This is a genomic window from Enterobacter sp. RHBSTW-00994, assembly GCF_013782625.1.
In the GTDB taxonomy this organism is placed as follows: domain Bacteria; phylum Pseudomonadota; class Gammaproteobacteria; order Enterobacterales; family Enterobacteriaceae; genus Enterobacter.
The window spans coordinates 2,356,004-2,376,418 of the sequence record NZ_CP056199.1 but is presented as its reverse complement, the minus strand read 5'-3'; the positions used below and the strand labels follow the sequence as shown (position 1 = coordinate 2,376,418).

General features: G+C 52.8%; 14 protein-coding genes and 3 pseudogenes. 10 read left to right on the top strand and 7 right to left on the bottom strand.

The genetic code is table 11. The features are described from left to right. The first annotated feature begins 2 nt into the window (after positions 1-2). Both HV346_RS11385 and nhoA read left to right on the top strand, forming a co-directional pair. Complete coding sequence (locus HV346_RS11385) at positions 3-1,658, top strand: iron ABC transporter permease (RefSeq protein ID WP_181623586.1); 1,656 nt, start codon at positions 3-5, stop codon at positions 1,656-1,658. Positions 1,659-1,732: 74 nt separating this feature from the next. Further along, a complete protein-coding gene (gene nhoA, locus HV346_RS11380; protein ID WP_181623585.1) occupies positions 1,733-2,578 on the top strand; it encodes an N-hydroxyarylamine O-acetyltransferase in 846 nt (281 codons plus the stop codon). A gap of 43 nt (positions 2,579-2,621) precedes the next feature. Here nhoA and HV346_RS11375 read toward each other — a convergent pair whose 3' ends face one another. The 7 genes from HV346_RS11375 to HV346_RS11345 form a co-directional block, all read right to left on the bottom strand. Beyond that, a complete protein-coding gene (locus tag HV346_RS11375; protein WP_181623584.1) occupies positions 2,622-3,590 on the bottom strand; it encodes an alpha/beta hydrolase in 969 nt (322 codons plus the stop codon). A 310-nt stretch (positions 3,591-3,900) separates the two neighbouring features. Further along, positions 3,901-4,581: a respiratory nitrate reductase subunit gamma gene (gene narI, locus HV346_RS11370; RefSeq protein ID WP_181623583.1), complete on the bottom strand. Its 681-nt coding sequence runs from the start codon at positions 4,579-4,581 to the stop codon at positions 3,901-3,903. After that, positions 4,578-5,273, bottom strand: a complete 696-nt coding sequence (gene narW / locus HV346_RS11365) for a nitrate reductase molybdenum cofactor assembly chaperone (protein WP_181623582.1) — start codon at positions 5,271-5,273, stop codon at positions 4,578-4,580. The genes narI and narW overlap by 4 nt, the downstream gene beginning before the upstream one ends. After that, the gene (narH, locus tag HV346_RS11360; RefSeq protein WP_181623581.1) at positions 5,273-6,817 is read right to left on the bottom strand and encodes a nitrate reductase subunit beta; all 1,545 of its coding nucleotides are present in this window, start codon (positions 6,815-6,817) and stop codon (positions 5,273-5,275) included. The genes narW and narH overlap by 1 nt, the downstream gene beginning before the upstream one ends. Beyond that, positions 6,814-10,554: a nitrate reductase subunit alpha gene (locus tag HV346_RS11355; RefSeq protein WP_181623580.1), complete on the bottom strand. Its 3,741-nt coding sequence runs from the start codon at positions 10,552-10,554 to the stop codon at positions 6,814-6,816. Before HV346_RS11355 ends, narH begins: the two co-directional genes overlap by 4 nt. A gap of 69 nt (positions 10,555-10,623) precedes the next feature. Further along, positions 10,624-12,012: a NarK family nitrate/nitrite MFS transporter gene (locus HV346_RS11350; protein WP_181623579.1), complete on the bottom strand. Its 1,389-nt coding sequence runs from the start codon at positions 12,010-12,012 to the stop codon at positions 10,624-10,626. A 210-nt stretch (positions 12,013-12,222) separates the two neighbouring features. Next, positions 12,223-12,798, bottom strand: coding sequence for a TetR family transcriptional regulator (locus HV346_RS11345; RefSeq protein ID WP_181623578.1), 576 nt, complete (start codon positions 12,796-12,798; stop codon positions 12,223-12,225). 118 nt (positions 12,799-12,916) lie between these two features. Between HV346_RS11345 and HV346_RS11340 the strand changes: the two genes are divergently transcribed. The 8 genes and pseudogenes from HV346_RS11340 (at position 12,917) to HV346_RS11305 (ending at position 20,377) form a co-directional block, all read left to right on the top strand. Next, complete coding sequence (locus tag HV346_RS11340) at positions 12,917-14,407, top strand: MFS transporter (protein ID WP_181623577.1); 1,491 nt, start codon at positions 12,917-12,919, stop codon at positions 14,405-14,407. Positions 14,408-14,601: 194 nt separating this feature from the next. Next, positions 14,602-15,900, top strand: a pseudogene (locus HV346_RS11335) (PTS transporter subunit EIIC); the annotation flags it as partial. Continuing rightward, a pseudogene (locus HV346_RS11330) lies at positions 15,894-16,106 on the top strand (helix-turn-helix domain-containing protein); the annotation flags it as partial. The pseudogenes HV346_RS11335 and HV346_RS11330, both read left to right, overlap by 7 nt. Positions 16,107-16,219: 113 nt before the next feature. Next, a complete protein-coding gene (locus HV346_RS11325; RefSeq protein WP_181623576.1) occupies positions 16,220-16,582 on the top strand; it encodes a hypothetical protein in 363 nt (120 codons plus the stop codon). Then, positions 16,579-16,995 carry a hypothetical protein gene (locus tag HV346_RS11320; RefSeq protein ID WP_181623575.1) on the top strand — a complete coding sequence of 139 codons (417 nt, stop codon included), beginning with the start codon at positions 16,579-16,581 and terminating at the stop codon, positions 16,993-16,995. Before HV346_RS11325 ends, HV346_RS11320 begins: the two co-directional genes overlap by 4 nt. Continuing rightward, positions 16,982-17,590, top strand: coding sequence for a hypothetical protein (locus HV346_RS11315; RefSeq protein ID WP_181623574.1), 609 nt, complete (start codon positions 16,982-16,984; stop codon positions 17,588-17,590). Before HV346_RS11320 ends, HV346_RS11315 begins: the two co-directional genes overlap by 14 nt. 270 nt (positions 17,591-17,860) lie before the next feature. Continuing rightward, positions 17,861-18,409: pseudogene (locus HV346_RS11310) on the top strand (PRD domain-containing protein); the annotation flags it as partial. Positions 18,410-18,493: 84 nt separating this feature from the next. Continuing rightward, positions 18,494-20,377 carry a KUP/HAK/KT family potassium transporter gene (locus tag HV346_RS11305; RefSeq protein WP_181623573.1) on the top strand — a complete coding sequence of 628 codons (1,884 nt, stop codon included), beginning with the start codon at positions 18,494-18,496 and terminating at the stop codon, positions 20,375-20,377. The last annotated feature ends 38 nt before the right edge of the window (positions 20,378-20,415 follow it).

Here is a 20,415-nt window from a genome sequence, read left to right as displayed (position 1 = left end):
TCGTGAATCAACGAATTTTGTCGATGATGACGCTGGCACTGCTGGTGATCCTGGTCGCGCTTCCGCTCTCATTTATCGTGTTTCAGGCCGTATTTCCCCAGTTCAGTGCAGGCTCACTTCAGGGGGCGTTTAGCGGTGTAACCGTGTTACTGGCGGAGCCGCAATTACCGGCCATGCTGGGCGGTACGTTGCAGATAGCGCTGGGCGTCGCGCTGGTGAGTGCCCTGATAGGTTTCCCGCTAGGTGTGGCTCGTGGATTGTTTGCGCTGCCACTGCCACGCATGTGGGATCTCCTGTTCCTTATTCCTTTTTTAACGCCGCCCTATATTTCTGCGTTGTCGTGGATGCTGGTTCTGCAAACCAACGGCTATCTCCAGCAGTTAACCGGCCTAAACCTGAATGATTTACTGTTCAGCAAAACCGGTATTGTTCTGGTGATGGCGCTGAATATTTTTCCGGTGATCTATTTTGCCGTCTCGCGCAGTTTGCTGGCGAGCGGCCAGCGACTGGCACTGGTCGCCCGCGTGCATGGTGCAAGTGCCGGAAGGGCATTCTGGCATATCACATTGCCGATGCTTTCTCCGTCACTGGCGGCGGGGATGTTACTGGCGTTTACGCTGGCGATTGAGGAGTTCGGCGTACCCGCAGCGTTGGGTACGCGAGCCGGAGTGGTGATGCTCACCACCGATATCGAGAAAAAACTGGCGGACTGGCCGGTTGATCTTTCCGGGGCCTCGATGTTGTCGGTGGTCCTCGTGGTCATTGCGCTTTGTGCATGGGGTGTACAGAAAAAACTGACAGGTCAGCATGATGTTACCAGCATCACCGGTAAGCCGACGGAAAACACGGGGGCACATGCCGGGGTGTATGCGCTGCCGATGGTGATAATCATGGGCAGCGTCGGGATCATCGCGGTGATTTTGCCGGGACTCTCCATGGCACTTTCTGGAGTGCTGGGCACATTATCCGGCGGTGTGACACTGTCAAATGTGACAATGTCACATTACGTGGCGCTCTTTAGCCAGCAAGGGGATGCGCTTGCGGCGTTAGGAACCAGCCTGTCGCTGGCTCTTGGCGCAGCGTGTCTCACGGGAGGGTTAGGGTTATTGGCCTCCTGGCTGGTCGTTGTTCAGAAGATAAAAGGGCGCGGCGCGCTTGATGCGCTATCGCTGATGCCTGCCGCACTCCCCGGAATTGTTGTCGGTGTCGGGTTGATCCTGCTCTGGAACCGCCCCGGCTTGCCCGTGTCGCCTTACAATACCTGGGTCATTCTGTTGCTGTCCTATTGTTGTTTGTTGCTTCCGTGGCCGGTACGTTACGTCAGCAGTGCGTTGCGACAGTTGGGGGGGAATCTGGAGCCTGCCGCCCGCGTTCACGGTGCTTCTGCGTTTCAGGCGTTGCGCTTTATTGTCATGCCGCTGGTTTCGCCTGCACTGCTGGCCGCGATGCTGATGGTGTTTGCCATTGCTTCACGCGAGCTGGTGACATCTCTGTTACTGGCTCCGGCAGGAACGCAGACGGTGTCGGTGTTTATCTGGCGTCAGTTTGAGCAAGGTTCCGTCGGACAAGGTATGGCCATGGCGACGTTGACGCTTTTGACCGGGCTGGTTTTGATGCTGAGTGCACTCGGGATCATGCAGCGTAGCGCGCGCGGATAAAAAAGCACTTTTGCACCAGTGAGCGGATAAAAATAGTTTATAAACAGGGAATATCTAAACAAGGAAGCTCAAATATGTCTCCATTTCTGAACGCGTATTTCGCCCGTACGGGCTGGCAGAAGCCCGTTTCGGTCGATCTTGATACCCTTCGCGCCTTGCATTTGCAGCACAACGGCGCGTTTCCCTTCGAGAATATTGACGTCGTTTTGCCGCGAGAGATTCACCTCGATGACCAAAGTATCGCTGACAAACTGGTTACAGCCCGGCGTGGCGGATACTGCTTTGAGCAAAATGGTCTTTTTGAGCGCGTTTTACGTGAAACCGGTTTTAACGTTCGCAGCGTTCTGGGGCGCGTGGTGCTGTCTGCTCCGCCTCAGATGCCGCCGCGCACCCACCGGTTGCTGCTGGTCGAAGTGAATGGCGAACGCTGGATCGCCGATGTCGGGTTTGGCGGGCAGACGCTGACCGGGCCAATCCGTTTACTCGCTAATGAGGAGCAGGCCACGCCGCACGGTCTGTACCGTCTGCTGAGTGAAGGCAACGACTGGGTTTTACAGTTCCGCCATCATGAACACTGGCAATCGATGTACCATTTTGATCTGACGACGCAATATTTTAGCGATTATGTGATGGGCAATTTCTGGTCGGCCCACTGGCCGCAATCGCATTTCCGCCACCATCTGTTGATGTGCCGTCATCTCCCCGACGGTGGCAAACTGACGCTGACCAACTTCCATTTTACCCACTGGCAGGGTGCGCATGCGGAAGAGCAAATCCACTTACCGGATGCTGAGGCTCTTTACCAGTTGATGCAGGAGCGCTTTGGTTTGGGCGTTGACGATCCTAAACACGGTTTTTCGCTGGCAGAACTGACGGCGGTCATGGCCGGGTTTGATACCCATCCGCAGGCGGGGAAATAGCTGTAATTCCCTCTCCGAAAGGAGAGGGATGTTGGCACAGGGGTTAACGTACCAGTATTGTTTTCCCCTCCCGGTCAATCGATCTCGTTGGAATAGTAAAGCGATCTATACCAATTAATGTACAAAAGAGATCATGCGTAAAAATTTTATTTCCAAAATACCATGAGTGGGTCGGCATTCCTTTTATTCCATTGGGTTCATCCTGTTCGCGAATCGTTGAATCGTCTTCCAGCAGTTTAAAATAGTCAGTGCAATCGACATTAATCGCATTTGCCGGGGCGTCATCCGGAAGACCCACCCGCCCCACACGAGGGGCAACCCCTGCACGTTTCACGTTAGATATATCCAGCGCCTGGTCGCGTCGGCTTGAATAGTTGGTCAGACGAATGCAGTGGCGATAAATGGAGTCACTTCTTGGGTCCGGGGTTGACATTGTTCCGCTGGAAACATCTCCGGCAACAAAAATAATCTGGCTGACTTTCCAGGCACTGTTAGGCAGGTTGGTATCATCCGCATCATCAAAGGCTTCCGTTAAGACATAAGCTCCTGTTGAATGGCCTAAAACATGAATGTTAATTGGACAGTCTGGTTTTTGCCTGGCGGAGACATAGGCAATGCCCTCCGACATAAGCCGCATCGCGGTGAGTTTTGCCTTGTGGCGATCGGGCAAATACGCGAGGGCTTTATCGTCGCAAGGCCAGTCAAATGAGACCACAATGCCCTTGAAACCAAATTCAGATAATCCGTTTGCCAGAAGCCGATGGCGCTCAACCACTTCGCTTTCGCTCATATTGTATCCATGGGCAGAAAACAGCAGGTCACCGCGCTTTTCGCCTTTTTCGTTTTGCCATTGTGCGCCCTGAGTGATCTTGTTAAACCACACTTCTGCCGGGACGGCATGGCCCGGACTTGGGTCCTGTCCATCAGGGACGATCAGATAATGGGTATCGCCGACATCAGCGGTAAATTTTCCTCTGGATACTTTACGAACAGACATGACATAGGATGGCATGATTATCTCCCACGATTAGACAATAATGTATGGTGTCTTATATACAGATTAGGCAGGACTTAAAGTGACAGGCATTTAAAACGCCGTAGCGCTTTAAATAACGTCAGATTTGTTTTTATATTAGCTGGTTGCAGGGTGAGTGATGTTTTTTATTTTTACAGGATGATGGCGATCTCATTTTTTTTAATATTTTAAATGAACATATTTGCGGCGTGAATATAAGGAGTGTGGTGTTTGTTATTCGCGGAAAATAAAAGGTCTGCTGCTATTACCCGTAAAAACAGACCTTTTGACCGCTATATGGAAACACTTATCTCCGCGACCGTACCACCTGATACCTGCGGGTTAAATATTCCACTGGCGCACTCCACACATGTACCAGGCGGGTGAACGGAAACAACAGAAAGATAGTCATCCCCAGAACCAGATGCACACGGAAGATAAAGGCCACGCCATCAAGATAGGCCGAGGCTCCGCCGTGAAACGTTACCACCGCCTGCGCCCAGTCCACCAGTTTCAGCATTTCACTGCCGTCGGGGTGTTGCGCAGAAAAGGGGATTGTGGTGAGTCCCAGGATGCACTGCACCAGCAGCACGCAGAGGATCAAAATATCGGCGGTGGAGGAGGTTGCGCGAATACGGGGATTGGTCAGGCGGCGAATCAGTAATCCAGCGCCTCCCACCAGCGTGAGTACGCCGCATATGCCACCCGCGATCATCGCCATCAGCTGTTTCTGCGACATCGGCAGAAACCAGGAGTAGACCCAGTGCGGGGTCAACATTCCGAAGAGATGCCCGAAGAAGATCCCCAGAATTCCGATGTGGAACAGGTTCGACCACAGCACCATCCCGCGTTTGTCCAGCATCTGACTTGATGAAGCCCGCCAGGTGTATTGCCCGTAGTCGTAACGTAGCCAGCTTCCCAGAAAAAACACCGTACCGCACAGGTAAGGGTAGATATCGTAAAAAAAGACGTTGAGGTATTGGATCATTTTGGGCCTCCGGCACTGACGTCCACGTACTGCGGTGCAACGTCCTGGCTAAAGCGTCGTTGATATTGCTGCATCGGTGAACTGTCACACGATGTGGCGTTGTCTTCGATAAACTTCACCTGTTCCTCTTCCCAGACCGCATCCAGCGCCTGTCGTGTATCATCGCGCGCTTCCGTTGCGACCTGTCTGTTGACGCTGTCACTGGTTAACGGGCTTCCCGCAAGAGAAAGAAGCGTATCAAATAGCTGATAATGCGCCACATCACGCTGCTTTAAGCGTCCGCCAATCAGGGCCAGGATCGGCGCGATATTTTGTAGCCCTTCCCGCGCCTCGTTATCGGTGACGATACTCAGGTATTCCAGGTAGAGCGGCAGGTAGTCCGGTAACTCGCGGCAGTCCAGCTGTAGCCCGGCTTTCTCGTATTGGCCCATCAGATCCACCATCGCCTGGCCGCGATCGCGGGACTCGGCATGTACATGCTCAAACAGCAGTAATGACGTCGCACGTCCCCGCTCAAAGACTTCGCACCACTGTGCCTGTTTATCCAGCAAGGGGGCGTCCAGGTGTTGCTGTGCAAAGGGCTGTAGCCGGGGGAGGTCCCGCGCTATCAGGGATAGCGCTTCATCACGGCTTTCCCAGAGCACCTCGTCAGGGTATTCAATCAGCAGGGCGATGATTTTGAGGATCTGCATTATTCTCCCTCCCCATGTTCACGCACTTCGGCAATGTTGATGGCATCAATGCGGTGACTGTTGAAGAGGTTGAATTTTGTATCGGACCCGTGGCAACCGTCCCCAAAGGTAAAGCCGCAGCCGTTTTTCTCCGGGAAGGCATCGCGCGCCATTTCGCGGTGGCTGGTCGGGATCACAAACCGGTCCTCGTAGTTGGCAATAGCGAGGTAACGATACATCTCTTCGACCTGCTCCACGCTCAGACCAACCTCTTCGATGGCGCGGGTGTCGGTCACGCCTTCCACGGTTTGCGAGCGTTTATAGTGGCGCATCGCCATCATGCGTTTCAGGGCACGCAGAACCGGACCGGTATCGCCTGCGCTGAGCATATTTGCCAGGTATTGCACCGGAATGCGCAGACTTTCCACCGCAGGCAGAACGCCATCACTCTTAGGCAAGCCACCTGCATCGGCATAAGACTGAATTGGAGACAGCGGCGGTACATACCAGACCATCGGCAAGGTGCGGTACTCCGGGTGCAGCGGCAGGGCGAGTTTCCAGTCCATTGCCATTTTGTAGACCGGCGAACGTTGTGCAGCCTCAATGACGTTTTGCGGAATGCCTTGCTTGAATGCCTCTTCGATGACTGCCGGGTCGTGTGGGTTCAGGAACACATCGCACTGGCGTTCATAGAGGTCAGTTTCGTGTTCGGTGCTGGCGGCCTCCTCAATACGATCTGCGTCGTACAGCAACACACCGAGGTAGCGAATGCGTCCGACACAGGTTTCCGAGCAGACGGTCGGCTGGCCGGATTCAATGCGCGGATAGCAGAAAATGCATTTTTCTGATTTTCCACTTTTCCAGTTGAAGTAGATTTTTTTGTAGGGACAGCCGCTGATGCACATCCTCCAGCCACGGCATTTGTCCTGGTCGATCAACACGATACCGTCTTCTTCACGTTTATAAATGGCGCCACTTGGGCAGGTTGCCACACAGCTTGGGTTCAGACAGTGTTCGCACAGGCGTGGCAGATACATCATGAAGGTGTTTTCAAACTGCCCGTACATCTCCTTCTGGATCGTATTGAAGTTACGGTCACGGGCGCGTTTTTCAAATTCGCCGCCGAGCAACTCTTCCCAGTTAGGGCCGCCGGTGATTTTATCCATGCGTTTACCGCTAATCAGCGAGCGTGGGCGGGCGGTTGGCAGGTGGTCGCCTTCTGGCGCACGGTGCAGGTCCTGATAATCGAAAGTGAAGGGCTCGTAATAGTCGTCAATGCCCGGCAGGGAGGGGTTCGCGAAGATTTTTGACAGCACGCCCACGCGCCCGCCAAGACGCGGCGTGAGTTTGCCTGTAATGCTACGAACCCAGCCGCCTTGCCACTCTTCCTGATCTTCCCAGTTTTTCGGGTAACCGATCCCCGGTTTGGTTTCGACGTTGTTAAACCACGCATATTCCATACCTTCGCGTCCGGTCCAGACGTTTTTGCACGTCACCGAGCAGGTATGGCAGCCAATGCACTTATCGAGATTCAGTACCATTCCAACCTGTGAGCGTATCTTCATTTTTTCGCCTCCTGTACCTGATCCCGACCTTCACCATCCAGCCAGTTAATGTTTTTCATTTTGCGGATCATGATGAACTCGTCGCGGTTCGAGCCGACGGTTCCGTAATAGTTGAAGCTGTAGGCCAGCTGGGCATAGCCGCCAATCATGTGAGTCGGTTTCGGGCAGACGCGCGTGACCGAATTATGGATCCCACCACGGCGTCCTGTGACTTCGGAACCCGGAATATTCAGAATGCGTTCCTGAGCGTGGTACATCATGGTCATCCCTGGCGGGACTCGCTGGCTGACCACCGCCCTGGCGGTGAGTGCGCCGTTGGCATTGAAGGCTTCAATCCAGTCGTTATCTTCAATCCCAAGCGCTTTGGCGTCGGTTTCGCTGATCCAGACAATCGGCCCGCCGCGCGACAAGGTTTGCATCAGCAGGTTTTCACTGTAGGTGGAGTGAATGCCCCATTTCTGGTGAGGCGTCAGGAAGTTCAACGCTTTTTCCGGGAAGCCGTTTGGCGGGATCTCGCGCATGTGGGTGAGACTTCGGGTATCAATCGGTGGACGGTAGGCCACCAGGCTCTCGCCAAAGGCCCGCATCCACTGATGATCCTGGTACAACTGCTGACGACCGGAGAGCGTGCGCCACGGGATCAGCTCATGTACGTTGGTATAACCTGCGTTGTAGGAGACATGTTCGCTTTCAAGACCAGACCAGGTTGGGCTGGAGATGATTTTGCGTGGCTGAGCCTGGATATCGCGAAAGCGGATCTTCTCGTCTTCTTTGTTAAGCGCCAGGTGCGTGTGTTCCCGCCCCGTCAGTTGCCCGAGCGCTTGCCAGGCTCTGACGGCCACCTGGCCGTTGGTTTCCGGAGCAAGGGCGAGGATCACCTCTGAGGCGTCAATCGCGGTGTCGATGCGCGGACGGCCTTTCGCCGGGCCATCGGGCTTGACGTAATTCAGCTTCCCGAGAAAATCGACCTCGTGTTGGGTATTCCATGAAATGCCTTTACCGCCATTACCGAGCTTATCCATCAGCGGGCCAAGGGCGGTAAAGCGTTCGTAAGTGTCCGGGTAATGACGTTCGACTACGGCAATAGAGGGGGCGGTTTTTCCCGGGACTAAATCGCATTCGCCTTTGCGCCAGTCCTGGATATCAAACGGCTGGGAGAGTTCCGCCGGGGAGTCATGCTGTAACGGCTGGAGTACCACATCGGTTTCGGTTCCCAGATGGCCGACGCACACCTCAGAGAAAACCTGAGCCAGGCCTTTGTAAATATCCCAGTCGCTGCGGGATTCCCATGCAGGATCAACGGCGGCTGAAAGAGGGTGAATAAACGGATGCATATCCGAGGTATTCATGTCGTCTTTCTCGTACCAGGTCGCCGTTGGCAGAACGATATCGGAGAACAGGCAGGTGCTCGACATGCGAAAATCAAGGGTCACCAGCAGATCCAGCTTGCCCTCAATGGCGGTGGTCTGCCACTCCACCTCTTCGGGTTTGACGTCGTCAGTGGAACCTAACGCATCACCCTGAATACCACTTTCTGTCCCGAGCAGGTACTTAAGCATGTACTCGTGGCCTTTTCCGGAGGAGCCGAGCAGGTTAGAGCGCCAGACAAACAAATTTCGCGGATGGTTTTTGCCGCTATCTGGCTGCTCGCAGGCAAAGCGAATATCCCCCGACGTTAACGCCTGGACGGTGTATTCCTGGGGCGTCATTCCGGCGGCGTCGGCGCGAGCTTTGATGTGTAACGGGTTGAGGTTAAGCTGTGGGGCCGAGGGCAGCCAGCCCATACGCTCTGCACGAACGTTAAAGTCGATCAGGTGGCCAGTAAATTTCGATGCATCGGCCAGCGGTGAAAGCAGTTCCTGCGCGGTCAGTTTTTCATAACGCCACTGGCTGGCATGGTTGTAAAAATAAGACGTGCTGTTCATCTGACGCGGCGGACGGTTCCAGTCCAGGGCAAAGGCGAGCGGCAGCCAGCCTGTCTGTGGGCGGAGTTTTTCCTGGCCGACATAGTGCGACCATCCGCCTCCGCTTTGCCCGACACAACCGCAGAAGACCAGCATGTTGATCATTCCCCGGTAGTTCATATCCATGTGATACCAGTGGTTCACCCCCGCGCCGAGGATGATCATTGAACGACCGTGGGTTTTATTGGCGGTATCGGCAAATTCACGGGCGATTTGTTCTATCTGATGACGAGGAACGCCCGTGATCTGCTCTGCCCAGGCAGGGGTGTAGGCTGTGATGGCGGCGTAATCTGTTGCCGCGTTGCTATCCTCAAGCCCCCGATCCAGACCATAGTTTGCCAGCACCAGATCGTAGACGCTGACGACGCGTTTTTGGCTGCCGTCTGCCAGCGTCAGCGTCTTGCTGGGCACGCGGCGAATCAACACCGGCTCTTGTTTCACGCTGCGAAAATGCGGGTTTTCATTGCCGCCAAAATAGGGGAAAGCGACGTCGGCGATGCTATCGTGGGTGATCAGCAGTGAGAGTGTTAGCTCGGTTTCCTGGCCCGCTGATACGGATTCGAGATTCCATTTGCCTTTTTCACCCCAGCGAAAACCAATTGAACCATTGGGCACAACCAGGTTGCCGGCAATATTAAAGGCGATTGTTTTCCACTCTGGGTTATTCACCTCGCCAAGCCCGTCTGCCAGATCGGCGGCACGCAGCATTCGCCCCGGTACAACCCGGCCATCGGGCAGTTCATCAAGCAGAACCAGCATCGGCATATCGGTATAACGGCGGCAGTAGTTGAGGAAATACTCGCTCGGATTGTTGAGGTGAAATTCCCTGAGGATCACATGGCCCATCGCCATTGCCAGGGCGCTGTCGGTTCCTTGCTTCGGTGCAAGCCACTGATCGCTGAGTTTGGCCACTTCTGAGAAATCTGGCGTGATGGCAACAGTTTTTGTGCCCTTATAGCGGACTTCAGTAAAAAAGTGGGCATCAGGTGTACGGGTCTGCGGCACGTTTGAGCCCCAGGCAATGATGTAACTGGAGTTATACCAGTCGGCGGATTCAGGAACGTCGGTTTGCTCGCCCCAGGTCATTGGTGAGGCGGGGGGCAAGTCACAATACCAGTCATAAAAACTCAGGCACGTTCCCCCGAGAAGAGACAGGTAACGCGTGCCTGCGGCATAAGAAACCATCGACATTGCTGGAATGGGAGAAAAACCCGCCACACGATCCGGCCCGAACTGTTTGATGGTCCAGACATTCGCTGCCGCAATCAGTTGATTCAGCTCTTTCCAGCTTGAGCGGATAAATCCGCCGTGTCCACGAACTTGCTTGTAGCTCTGGCTTTTTTGCGGATCGCTCTGAATGGCATTCCAGGCCAGCACCGGATCGCTATGCTGAGCCAGCGCCTCTCGCCATAGCTCAATCAACCGGCGGCGTACCAGCGGATATTTGAGCCGGTTTGCACTGTACAGATACCAGGAGTAACTGGCGCCACGCGGGCAGCCGCGAGGTTCATGGTTTGGCAGGTCGGGGCGTGTACGCGGGTAGTCGGTTTGCTGTGTCTCCCACGTCACCAGCCCATTTTTGACATAAATTTTCCAGCTACAGGAGCCTGTACAGTTTACACCGTGAGTGGAACGCACAATTTTGTCGAACTGCCAGCGCTGGCGATAGCTGTCTTCCCAGTCGCGGTTGGTGTGGTACACCTGTCCGTGGCCGTCGGCGAAGGTTTCGCCTTTTTGTTTAAAATAGCGGAAGCGATCCAACAGTTTACTCATGACGTTTCTCCTGACGAGGTGAAAGACTCACCCCGGGGTTACACTGCTCACAAAATGCCGAACGGAAGGTTATTGTTTGATGTGCGATTTGCGGCCATACACCAGCCAGGTCACAAACACGCAGATGACGTAAAACACCAGGAAGACTTTCATTGCGCCCACCGGTGAACCCGTCATCGCCAGTGATGTGCCGAAGGCTTTAGGAATGAAAAAACCACCGACCGCACCAATAGCGGAGATAAAACCAAGCGCGGCGGCGGTTTCGGTGACCGCTTCCTGCTGCGCCTGTTCATCCGTACCGCCTTGTTGCTTCACTCTGGCAAGGGTGATCTGGCGGAAAATAATGGCAATCATCTGGAAGGTGGACCCGCTGCCCAGACCGGCGGTGAGAAACAGCCCCATAAAGACGAGATAGAAAGCGACGAAGTTCCCGGAGCCTGAGCCGGGTAATGTCAGAAAAAGCAGGGCGCTAAACAGAGCCATAAAGATAAAATTGACCAGCGTTACCTGAACACCGCCGAGTTTGTCCGAGATCATGCCACCCGCCGAACGTGCCAGCGCCCCAATCAAAGGGCCAAAAAAGGCAAGGTGCAGAATATTCACTTCAGGAAATTGCGTTTTTGAGAGCATGGCAAAGCCTGCCGAGAAACCGATAAATGAGCCGAAGGTGGCGAGATAGAGCAGGCTCATAAGCCAGAGGTGAAAGCGCTTTAGCACCGGGAGCTGGCTGGCGATGGAGGCTTTAGAACTGGCAATATCGTTCATCCCAAAAAACGCGGCTACGGTTGCCAGGAGCAGGAGTGGGGCCCAGATCCAGGCGGCATTTGCCAGCCACAGGGTTGAACCGTCGTCCTGTGGTACGCCGCGTACGCCCAGGAAGGTAAACATTGGCAGAAAGATAACGAGAGGCGCGACCATCTGCATGACGCTAACGCCGAGATTGCCCAGCCCGCCGTTGATGCCCAGGGCGCTACCTTGCTTTGCTTTTGGAAAGAAAAAGCTGATATTTCCCATGCTTGACGCGAAGTTTGCGCCCGCAAAACCGCACAGCAGGGCAATAACAATAAATATTCCGTAGGGGGTTGCGGTATCCTGCACGGCAATACCGAGCCATACGCAGGGAATAATCAAAATAACTGTGCTTAATACCGTCCAGTAACGCCCGCCGAATATTGGAACCATAAAGGAGTAGGGGACGCGTAATATCGCACCAGAGAGCGAAGGTAATGCGGTTAACATGAAAAGTTGGTCGGTGGTGAAATTAAATCCGACTTTGTTGAGATTAACCGTGACAGCGCTAAATAACATCCATACACAGAAAGCCAATAACAGACAAGCAACAGAAATTAAAAGGTTTCTTCGTGCGATATGTTTGCCTTTATTCTCCCAGAATGCTGCATTCTCAGGTTTCCAGTTACTTAATAGATAATGATTGTTTTTCTCATTTCGTTGTGACATATCGCCCTCTTTCTTGCCCGTAAAAACAGAAAAGTGAAATGAAAACAGATAGATGCCTGGCGTTGTATCGTTAAGGTGATCGGCGTTTTTGGGATGCAATTGAAAGGATAGATAAAAAAGCGAACCCCTGAGTTTAGAAAGGGAATACGGGCTCGCATTATGTGTTACTAATTGTAACTTTTAGCGGTTTTTAATACTCACAAGGGAGTATTAAAACAATTCAAGGCTGATGAGTTTATCAATGTGCTTATTAAATGCTGAGTCATCCATCTCCGGCATATTTAATACATAAATACCGTCGAGTCCGCACACTAAGCCAATAAAACGCCAGGCAATATTTTCTGCTTTGTCGTTGAGGGTAAATTCTTTTGCCTCTGTACCCGCGTGAATAATGTTAACCGTTTCCTGATGCCACATTTCCATTGTCATCACATAGGCACTTTTGATTTCAGGATCGCGGGTGGCCAGAATTTGTGCCTCCCGCCACAGGCGAATGTAGGGTTCAAAGCCGCCGTCATTGCTGCCGAGCATCGCATGCAGGCGTTCACGCCAACTGGCATTTTGTGGGACGACGTCGGCATCCAGCAGTTCGCGGATCAGCCGGACAAACGCCAGCGATTTGAGCTCTCCACCTGAGGCAAAATGGTGGTGGACTTGTCCGGCGGCAACACCTGCCTGTGCAGCGATGCGTCTGACCGTCATAGCGGCCAGTCCTTCGGTTAACGCGACGCACATGGCGGCCTGAAGGATCGCTTCCCGACGCTCTTCCTTGCTCAAATAACTCATTTCATCTCACTCTCAATGGCGGCGAAACGAGTGTAACAAAGAGCTGGACAAGTGTTCAACTTTACGTAGGATCGCGTTTTGGACATGTGTCCAGGTTTTTAGGGTGAAAAGGAAATTTATGTTTCGTCAGTGGTTAGCGTTAGTGATTATCGTGCTGGTCTATATTCCGGTTGCGATTGACGCAACGGTGCTGCATGTGGCCGCGCCGACATTGAGCATGACGTTGGGCGCAAGCGGTAACGAATTACTGTGGATCATCGATATTTATTCGCTGGTGATGGCCGGTATGGTGTTGCCGATGGGAGCGCTTGGCGACCGGATCGGATTTAAACGGCTGTTAATGCTGGGCAGTATCCTGTTTGGCCTGTCATCTCTGGCTGCCGCCTTCGCGCCAACGGCAGGGTGGTTGATTGCCGCTCGCGCCTCACTGGCTATTGGCGCGGCGATGATCATTCCGGCGACGCTGGCCGGGATCCGAACACTGTTTGTTGAGGCGCGTCATCGCAATATCGCGCTTGGCGTGTGGGCTGCGGTCGGCTCCGGTGGCGCGGCGTTTGGCCCGCTGATTGGCGGCCTGCTGCTGGAGCATTTCTACTGGGGATCGGTGTTTTTGATCAACGTGCCGATCGTGCTGCTGGTGGTGACGCTTGCGGCTCGCTTTGTCCCTGTACAGCAAGGGCGACCAGAGCAACCGCTGAACATCAGCCATGCACTGATGCTGATCGTGGCCATTTTACTGCTGGTCTTCAGTGCTAAAACCGCGCTGAAAGGGACGTTGTCTCCGTGGCTGGTGGCCGTCACGCTACTGACCGGGGCAATACTGCTCTTCACGTTTGTGCGCATTCAGCTTGCCGCGAAAACGCCGATGATCGATATGCGCCTGTTCTGCCACCCGATTATTCTGAGTGGTGTGGTGATGGCGATGACGGCAATGATTGCGCTGGTCGGTTTTGAACTGTTGATGGCGCAGGAACTGCAGTTCGTTCACGGCTTCACTCCCTTTGATGCTGGAATGTTTATGCTGCCGTTGATGGTTGCCAGTGGTTTCAGTGGTCCGATTGCCGGTGTGCTCGTCGGACGCCTGGGATTGCGCATTGTGGCGACGGGGGGTATGGCGCTGAGTGCGTTGAGTTTCCTGGGCCTGTCTCAGCTTGATTTCAGTACTCAGCAATATGCGGCGTGGGCGTTGATGGTCCTCCTCGGCTTTAGCGCAGCAAGTGCCTTACTGGCCTCAACGGCGGCGATCATGGCGGCTGCGCCAAAAGAAAAAGCCGCTGCCGCAGGCGCGATTGAAACCATGTCCTATGAACTTGGCGCGGGGCTGGGGATTGCCATCTTTGGTTTGCTGCTCACGCGTAGCTTCTCGGCAACCATTACGTTACCGTCTGAACTGGATGCAACGCTTGCTGAAAAAGCGGCATCGTCGATTGGAGAAGCCGTGAAGGTGGCGCAAGATCTTGCGCCGTCGCTGGCGGAAGCCACCATTCAGGCGGCAAGAGCGGCATTTACAACCTCCCACAGCGTGGCTCTGGGCAGTGCTGGTGCGATGTTGCTGATTCTGGCTACCGGGATTTGGTTCAGCCTGGCACAGACGGACGATAAGAATTAACTCAATACAGATCACATTTTTAACAAGCGGTGATTGAACAACAGAAATGAAGTCCAGATAATCCGCCGAAATTGCCCATTTTTATTACGGCATGTTACTGCGCAAGCAGGCAAGACCAAAATAGAAATGCTCTCCCGTTAAGGGGAGCGTCTCTGTTTTGGTCTTTTTTTTTGCTTCAACACCAGGGAAACACCATGAACTATAACGAAATAGCAGAAAAAATCCTCCGGCACGTAGGAGGGGCAGAGAACATCCGCACGCTGACGCATTGCGCGACCCGATTGCGCATGGAGTTTAACGATCGTGCAAAAGTGCAGGATGAGGCGGTCAGCGTCATTCCGGGCGTGATCAGCGTGGTGGAGAAAGGCGGCCAGTTCCAGGTGGTGATCGGGAATGAAGTTCAGCAGGTTTTCCGTCTGCTTAACAAAGCGTTGCCTGAGAAAAAAGGGCGCAGCGAAGAAGGTAAAGACGGTAAACGAAATGGGGTGGTAGCGCGTGTTATTAGTGTGATTTCTACCACGTTTACCCCCGTGATCCCGGCGATTACCGGCGCGGGGATGATCAAAGCGCTGCTGGCGATCCTCAAACTGACAGGGTTGATCAGTGCCATCAGTCCAACCTATCAGTTGCTGAACGTGATCGCCGACGCGGCCTTCTTCTTCCTGCCGGTGTTGCTGGCCTACGGCGCATCGATGAAATTTGAGTGTAACCCTATTCTGGCGATGACCATTGCAGGCGTGCTGCTGCATCCTGGCATCGGTCAGATGATGGCAGCCGGGAAACCGGTCGATTTTATGGGCATCACTGTTCTTCTCTCCGACTACGCCGGGTCAGTATTGCCGATTATTCTGACGGTCTGGCTGATGTCGTGGGTTGAGCGCTTTGCGGAAAAAGTCTCACCATCGATCATCAAATTCTTTATCAAGCCGATGCTGATTTTGCTGATCACCGCGCCGCTGGCGCTGGTGGTTGTTGGTCCCGCAGGTATTCTACTCAACGATCTCGTCGCCGCAGGTGCAGCCTCTATTGACCGCCACGCCAGTTGGTTAATCCCGATGCTGATGGGAACGTTGCAGCCGTTCCTGATCATCACCGGTACGGCCTGGGCTATGACACCGATTGCTACGGGACAGCTCAGCAAAAACGGTTTCGAAATGATTAACGGACCCGGCATGCTGGCGTCAAACATCGCAATGGGGGCTGCAACCCTGTGCGTTGCCATGAAAACCAAAAACAGCAACCTTCGCCAACTGGCGTCATCGTCTGGTTTTACTGCACTGCTGGGGATCACCGAGCCTGCGCTGTACGGGGTACTGCTCAAATTCCGCCGCGTATTGATTGCTGCAATGATCGGCGGGGGCTGCGCCGGAATGTATGCTGGATTAAGCGGGCTGGTTCGTTATGCCTTTGTCTCGCCAGGACTGGCGGCACTTCCAGCGTTTATCGGTGAAGATCCGATGAACATTGTCCATGCCCTGATAACCTGCGCGATCTGCTCATTGAGCGCACACACTCTGTGTATTGCACGTGCAAAGGCATCAGGGAAACGCTTTGGACGCCCCTCCGCACTGAATGATGAACAGAAGCAGTCAGTCCTGGAACGACTCAGCATGGTCTGACGGTGAGTGCTGTGGCTCGTGAATTCAATACCACGCGACAGACTATTCTCAGGGTAAAAGCAGCCGGTTCAGAGAGTTAGAGTGTTATATCTTACAAAATTTTACTTTTGTGTTCCGTTCCGGAAACGGCGATAAAATGTCCGACGGTGTATGATAGCCCCGCATTTAACCCGATAAACAAAAAGGATTTGCTATGTCGAAGCCGGAAAATGGCCCGCAGGTCCCGGACATCCGCTGGCCGGTGCCGAAAAATAACCGGGGCGGGGAGTTCAGTAACCTGGAGGAGATGCTGGCGCATCTGGAGGGCGAGGCCACCGGGCACTGGCTTATCGGTCGCAATGGTATGTGGCACGGCGGCATTCACATCAGTGATACCACCACGCCATGGTGTGCGCTCAGCGGTCAGGCGATGAATGAGGCCGTGGATTTTTCGGTGCCGTTTAAGGGAGAGCAGGCCGTGCGCTGTATGGCAGACGGCGAGGTGGTGGCGTACCGGATTAACCGGGATTACCTCAGCGTGCCGTGGTACTGGGGGGATTTACGCTACTATCTATGACTATTAAACAAGTTATGGAAAGTCAGCTGCATACGAATGTGATGTTTGCTACTGGTCGTTTTCAGATCATCCCGGGAACGTTAATAGATGCGGTGAAATCACTCAATTTTGATGTTAATTCCTTGTATGACGAGGCCACTCAGGATCGGATTTTTGAAGAGTACCTTATTAAGGTTAAACGGCCTGCGATTATTGCCTATTTGGAAGGTAATGGGAGTGTTGAAGACGCAATATATGACTGGGCTAAAGAGTTTGCTTCTGCTGGGGTTCGCAAGGGGAACACGATTAGTAAAGGGCGGATTGCGCAAGAAGAAGGTGTTTCTTATTACTCTGGTGATGGACTTAATCATGCACATCTGTCACCTAATCAGATGGTTAATATATTGAGAGAGTCTAAAAATGGCACGAACTAGCAGAATTTTCCCCTACTTACTTAGTGGCGTTGCATGTTTGATGCTCCCCTTTGTTCATGCAGCTGAGCTACATGTCAAAGGCATACCTGAATTTAAAGATTATCCGGCTGATATAAACAAAGGCCCATTTGCTACTAGGTTAGATCTTTCTAGTGAACAGGTGAAATACTCCAGTCACTGGAAGAAAATAACAAGCAGTGAATTAAAAGAACCAGTAAATTTCGGAGGGCATTATCGCATATACACTGATGATAAGAGCAGTGGAAATGAATGTCTCGATCATCAAGGTGGTGTGTGTGGTTGGGTTATAGATAAGTTATCAGGGAAGGTTGTTTCACAACTTCCTGCTGTTGCTGGAACTAATGTTTATCAGCAAGTTGCTGATAACGGTACTCCTGTTGGTGAAGATTTTAGGATCGATACACAGAAAAACAGCTTTCTAATGATATTAACCGGTCAAGCGATCCCACAAAAAATTGAGTATGATGAAAATGGTATCCCGATAACTTATCCATGTAAGACGACCTACTACATTTTGAAAAATAACCAATTTTCTAAAATGTTTGAGGATAATCAAGGATGTTCAGGTGATTGATATTTGACCACATAGAGTGGTGCTGCCTGATGTAAAAAAGGATCTTCTTGAGATCCTTTTTTACACCTTTAACAACTTCCGCACCCCGCTCGTTTTGTAAAATGTCGCATTTTTCGGCTTCGCTCCCGTTGAGACAAAATTCAGGTTACGCTCAGTAGATAGCAGTATGTACAAAAAACAGGCTTAACGTAGGATATTTTCCGTTTTCCAAGCGGCCCCCAGGAACACTCAAACCGTAAAGGGTATCTGGAGGCGCTATCCTCCATTCCCGATCATCTGGTGTTTGCTATTGAGCGCTGCAACAAAGGTATTGCCATCCAGAACCGCTTGCTCTCAGAAGTCAGGCGGTTCTACCCGCAGCAGTATCGCGTTGCCAGCGACGCGGTGGTGGCAATCAATCAACAGTATGGTCTGCCTCTTCCGGATGAAGAGGCGGGTAACATCGCGTTTCATCTGGTGAACGGCCAGACGCAGGGCGATGATGTGGCACAGACCATGCAGTCGGTAAAAATGCTCAAGGATATTTTTAACCTTGTGCAGTATCACTTCAAACGGGAGATCGATACTGAGTCTATCAACTACTCACGTTTTCTCATTCATATGCAGTTCTTTTTGCAACGTTTGCAGGAAGGTGAACGGGAGACATCCCGCGACAGTTTTCTGCTGGTGCAAATTATTAAAGAGTTTCCCCATGTTTACCGCTGTTCGTTGCTGATACGTGACTATGTTAAGTCGCAACTGGATATCCCCCTCGGCGGGAACGAACTGCTGTGGCTGACGGTACATCTTGTGAGGATCACCGGAGCAGATGAGCAATAACGCTATGTGATCGCACCGTGGATGGCGGGAACCGGGTCTCTGGGCTATGTTTTTAAAAGGATTATCTTACCCACGCTGGAAAATATGAGCCTGCATCAATGCAGTGAAACGCCCGCAAAATCCCCCCGGATAGCCGTACTGGCGGGCAGTGCGTTGGGGGTAGTGTTTGGTGATATCGGAACCAGCCCTCTCTATACCTTTAAAACGGTACTGTCTTTATCAGGGCACGATCCAACCCCTTCAGTGGTTTTGGGGTTGTTGTCCCTGATTATCTGGACCCTGATCCTGGTGACCTCTCTTAAATATGCCGCGTTTGCCATGCGAATTGATAACCATGGCGAAGGCGGCATTATGGCTCTGATGTCGTTGCTGGTGCGCAAGGGAAAAGGGGGGCGATGGGTGATTTTTGCCGCATTGATCGGCGCGGCACTTATTTACGGTGACGGTGCAATCACCCCCGCGATCTCTGTACTCTCCGCACTGGAAGGGCTGACGATTGTCATCCCGGAGTCACATCCCTGTATTCTGCCTCTAACGGTCGTCATTTTGTTGGTGCTCTTTTGTATTCAGCCTTTTGGCACAGCGAAAATCGGCAAGGTATTTGGCCCGATAATGGCTCTGTGGTTTTTCGTCATCGCCGCGTTGGGGATATGGGGGATTATCCAGTATCCGGCAGTCTTACTGGCGGTGAATCCCTGGTATGGCATGACTTTTTTGCTCTCAAACGGGTTTGTCAGCTTTATGGTGTTAGGGGGCGTATTTCTCTGTGTGACCGGCGCCGAGGCGCTGTACGCAGACATGGGCCATTTTGGTAAGAAACCTATCTGGTTTGCCTGGTACGGTGTGGTGTTCCCGGCGCTGGTGCTCAATTACGCCGGGCAATCTGCTCTGATACTTGCCGGAGCAGACAGTAAACACAATATCTTCTTTCTGTTATGTCCTCCGGTGTTGCAGGTTCCGCTGATTCTCCTGGCGACGCTGGCGACGATTATCGCCAGTCAGGCCATCATCACCGGCGCTTTCTCGATGACCCGTCAGGCTATTCTGCTGGGCTGGCTGCCACGACTTCGCATTAAACAGACTGCCGCTGAAAGCTACGGGCAGATTTACATAGGAGTCATCAACGGGTTATTGATGGTGGTAACGATCGGGCTGGTTATCTTCTTTAAATCCTCCGATAAACTCGCCGCCGCGTATGGTATCGCCGTGTCGCTGACGATGCTGATGACATCCGGATTATTATTCGTCGCCATGCGCGAGGTATGGCGCTGGAGTCTGCTCAGTAGCGCCTTGATTGCCCTTGTGTTTCTCATCATTGATACCAGCTTCTTAGTGGCCAATATGATCAAGGTTCTGGAAGGGGGATATATTCCGTTGTTGCTGGCTGCTGTTATTTGTACGGTGATGGTGATCTGGAACCGGGGAATAAAAGCGGTATCACGAGCGGTCGGCGAAAAGGGGATCGGCATTGACCAGTTTTTTGCTCAGTTGAAGGCAGATGACATCCCAAGAGTTCCGGGTTCCGCCGTTTTTCTGACCCGAACGCAGCATAATACCCCGCCGGTGATGCACTGGCATGTTGCGCGAAACCGCGCGCTGCAACGCAATGTGTTCTCCCTGACGATAGATATTCTTAATGTGCCTTATGTTGACCCTCGTCAGCGGATGGTGATTACTCCGCGAGCACCGAATTACTGGCACGGTGTCGCGCAGTACGGCTTTATGGAACATCCGAATGTGCCTCATCTGCTGCAAGGGATGGGAGAAATGAAGGATCTGTTTGCCAGTGACGATGTGACTTACTACGTCGGCCATGAGACGATTGTGGCGCGTGAAAGTGCTACCGGAATGGCGTCCTGGCAGCGTAGCGCTTTTGCCTTTATGCAACGTAATTGCACGCATGTGATTAATCATTACCATCTTCCGAGCGACCGGGTGGTGGAAATCAGTCGGCGAGTGGCGATATGAATCAGAGTGAAAGCGAAATATTTCCCGCTTCCACTCTA